General features: G+C 64.8%; 1 protein-coding gene and 1 pseudogene. One reads left to right on the plus strand and one right to left on the minus strand.

Going from position 1 to position 611, the window contains the following annotated elements; all coding sequences use genetic code 11:
• Positions 1–257: pseudogene (locus HM984_RS18095) on the plus strand (IS110 family transposase); the annotation flags it as partial.
• A 171-nt stretch (positions 258–428) separates the two neighbouring features.
• Here HM984_RS18095 and HM984_RS18100 read toward each other — a convergent pair.
• On the minus strand, positions 429–611 hold a 183-nt coding region (locus tag HM984_RS18100), incomplete at its 5' end, for a hypothetical protein (protein WP_218845080.1).

Below are 611 nucleotides of genomic sequence, written 5' to 3' on the forward strand. Positions count from 1 at the left end.
TCCTGGCCCGTCACGTCCGTAACCGGCGGCTCTACGACGCGATCGACCAATGGGCTTTTTGCGCCCTCACCCACAGTCCAGGAGCTCGCGTGTTCTACGACCAACACCGCGCCGCCGGCGACCTTCACCACCAAGCGCTACGCGCACTCGGCAACCGACTCGTGGGGCTGCTGCACGGCTGCCTACGCCACCACGTCAACTACGACGAACACACCGCTTGGGCACACCGCACCGCGCAACAACCCGCCGCAGCTTGACAAGTTACGGACCTGGGATGTCTAGGGTTGGTCCATGTAGAGCGGGGCATCCTGGAGCCGACGAGGATCGGGGCCCAGCTCGCCGACGACCCGGTCGCGCTGTGGCACCACTGTGCTGCGCGTCTTCCTCTGGGCCGTCTCGAGATCGAGAAGGACGCCGGAACGTTGTTTCTAGTAGCTCTTGCAGCATCGGCGTCCGCGCGACAGCGCGAGGCCATGGTCGCCGAGACGATGGATGGTCTGCAGCATGGACTTCAGGGTTGGGGGACCGACCAGTTGGATGCGCTTCGTATTCAGCAGATTGCTCACCCCACGGTCGCGTTTCTCGATCTCATCGGAGCGCACGGCCCGCGG

This window comes from Winogradskyella pacifica (assembly GCF_013403915.1).
In the GTDB taxonomy this organism is placed as follows: domain Bacteria; phylum Bacteroidota; class Bacteroidia; order Flavobacteriales; family Flavobacteriaceae; genus Winogradskyella; species Winogradskyella pacifica.